Genomic DNA, 2865 nt, shown 5'->3' on the forward strand with positions numbered 1-2865 from the left:
ACAAGACAACTTCTTCGATATCGGCGGACAGTCGCTGCGGGCGACGACGCTGGTAGCGAAAATGCATCAGGAGCTGCAAGTCAAAGTGCCGCTGCGCGACGTGTTCCATTACCCGACGGTCGAGCAATTGGCGCAGTCCATCGCAGGGATGGAGCAGGATGCTTACACCTTCATTCCGGCGGCCGACAAACGCGAGTATTATCCGGCTTCCTCCGCGCAGAAACGGTTGTACATGCTGAGCCATGTGCAAGGCGGGGAGACCAGTTACAACATGCCGGGCGTGATGAAAGTCGAAGGGCCTCTTGACCGCCGTAAGCTGGAAGACGCGTTCCGCAAGCTGATCGACCGTCATGAGACCTTACGCACCGGCTTTGAAATGGCGGACGGCGAGGTCGTTCAGCGAATCTACGAGGATGTGGAATTTGCCCTTGAGCATGTAAAGGCAAGCACCGAGGAAGCGGACGAGCATATCGGCCGGTTCATCCGGCCGTTCGATCTGGAGCAGGCGCCGCTGCTGCGGGCAGGCCTGATCGAGCTTGAGCCGGAACGGCATATTTTGATGTACGATATGCACCATCTGATTTCGGATGGCGTCTCGGCGGGAATTATCGTGCAGGAGCTTGCGCAGCTGTACGAAGGCGAAGAGCTGCCGCCGCTGCGGATTCAGTATAAGGATTACGCCGTATGGCAGCAGCAGGAGGTACAGAGCGAGCGTTACCTGCGGCGTGAGAACTACTGGCTTGACACGTTGGCGGGCGACCTGCCCGTGCTCGATCTGCCGCTCGCTTACCCGAGGCCTCCGGTGCGGAGCTTCGAAGGCGCGCTGCTTGACTTTGCCGTCGAGCCGACGGTGGCGGCGTCGTTGCAGCGGCTTGCGGCGGACACCGGCAGCACCATGTATATGGTGCTCATGGCAGCCTACACAGTGCTGCTCTCGAAGTACAGCGGGCAGGAGGATCTGATCGTCGGCACGCCGGTTGCCGGCCGGTTATCGGCGGAGCTGGAGCCGCTTATCGGGATGTTCGTCGGAACGCTGGCGATCCGCAACTATCCACGGAAGGACAGGACGTTCTACGAATACTTGCTGGAGGTCAAGGAGCGCACGCTGCAAGCGTTCGAGCACCAGGACTATCCGTTCGAGGAACTGGTGGAGAAGCTGAAGGTGAAGCGGGATGCGAGCCGCAATCCGGTGTTTGATACGATGTTTATTGTGCGCAACATGGAAACGCAGGAGGCGAAGCTCGATAAGCTGTCCTTCACCCCGTACGAACAGGATCACACCACGGCCAAATTCGATCTGACCTTGTCGATGAGCGCGGAAGAAGGCGAGATTCGAGGATCGTTCGAGTATTGCACCAAGCTGTTCGGCAAGAGCGTCATCGAACGGTTAACCGGCGATTTCTTGACGATTTTGTCCGAGATCGGTGCGAATCCGGAACTGGCCTTGAGCGAGATTAGCGTATCGGGTCACGTGAAACCGAATGCGGATGTGCTGGATTCGATCGACTTTGTGTTCTGATTACAGACAGACGTACAATCTGATTTCTTGACAGACGCGCCCCGTTTCTACTTGGGCGGGGCCGTTTATGCCGGCTTTACGAGTGTGTGTTTACGGATGATTCCGCGGCGCACACTCGTAAAGTATTATCCGGCCGTATCCAATCCATCCGGTTGCCCGTTGTCCTAAATATAGCAGGAGGGATGCAATTGACAGCCTTATTTGAAAAGGAAAAAGCTTACTGGAGCGGCAAGTTTGAGGGTGAGGATCATATCGCGTGCCTGCCTTACGACCGGATTGGGCCATTTTTGAACGGCGAGACCGACTCAGGCCTTGGAACAGGCGGCCTCCGCATGTATACCGGCTCGCTACCCCCGGATTTGTCCCAAAGGCTGATGTCCATCACCGGCGGATCGCCGTGGGCCGCGTTTATCGTTCTTTTGGCGGGGATCAAGAGCTTGCTGCATACATATACGGGCGAGGAAAATGTGGTGGTCGCCGTCCCGACGGTCGCGGATGCGAATCAGGGAGCTGCGCTGATTAACCCTTTGCTTCTATTAAAAAACAATGTCAATCATCAGACCGCTTTTAAAGCGCTGCTGGCCCAGATTAAATCGTCCGTTGGTGAAGCGATTGAACACCAAAATTTTCCTTTTTGGAATTACATTGAACAACTGCATGTGCCGCACGATTCGGAGGGCGTTCCCGTCATCCATACGGTCGTTGCGATGAAAAACCTGCATACGAACGATTACAAGGAACATGCGGCGGCCGAGCTGGAGCTACAATTTGAACTGGACCAAGCGGGGGTCCGATTAAACGTATCGTACGACGAGCAGCGCTATAGGGAAGAGACGATGGTCAGGTTTACGAATCGGCTAAATCGTTTTTTCGCCGCGGTATTATTCCAGCCGGAGCTTCGGCTTCAGGATGCGGACTTGTTAACGGAGGACGAAAAAGCGCAGATTGTCGGGCAATTTAATGCCACGGCGGCGGACTATCCTCGGGAGGATAGCATTGGCGGGTTGTTCGAGGCGCAGGCGGAGCGGACGCCGGAGCAGACGGCGGTTGTGTGTGATGACGTCAAACTGACCTATCGCGAGCTTAACGAGCGGGTGAACCGTCTGGCGCGGACGCTGCGGGTCGCAGGGGTGAAGCGCGACGAGCCGGTCGCGATCATGGCCGAGCGTTCCGACGAGATGGTGGTCGGGATGCTGGCGATTTTGAAGGCCGGAGGCGCGTACGTCCCGGTCGACCCGGACTACCCGGAGGAGCGCGTCCGTTACCTGCTGGACGATTCGGGGGCCAAGCTGCTGCTGACGCAGCGCCGGGAGCTGGTTCGTACGGAGTTTGCCGGGACGGTCGTC

General features: G+C 57.3%; 2 protein-coding genes. Both read left to right on the plus strand.

From position 1 onward, the window contains the following. A partial coding sequence (locus PEL01S_RS34015) for a condensation domain-containing protein (protein ID WP_255320200.1) occupies positions 1 to 1519 on the plus strand: 1519 nt, incomplete at its 5' end. Between the two features lie 188 nt (positions 1520 to 1707). Next, the coding region (locus PEL01S_RS34020; RefSeq protein WP_164824380.1) for an AMP-binding protein at positions 1708 to 2865 on the plus strand (1158 nt) is incomplete at its 3' end.

It is taken from the genome of Paenibacillus elgii NBRC 100335 (assembly GCF_004000865.1).
GTDB classification, from domain to species: Bacteria; Bacillota; Bacilli; order Paenibacillales; family NBRC-103111; genus Paenibacillus_G; species Paenibacillus_G elgii.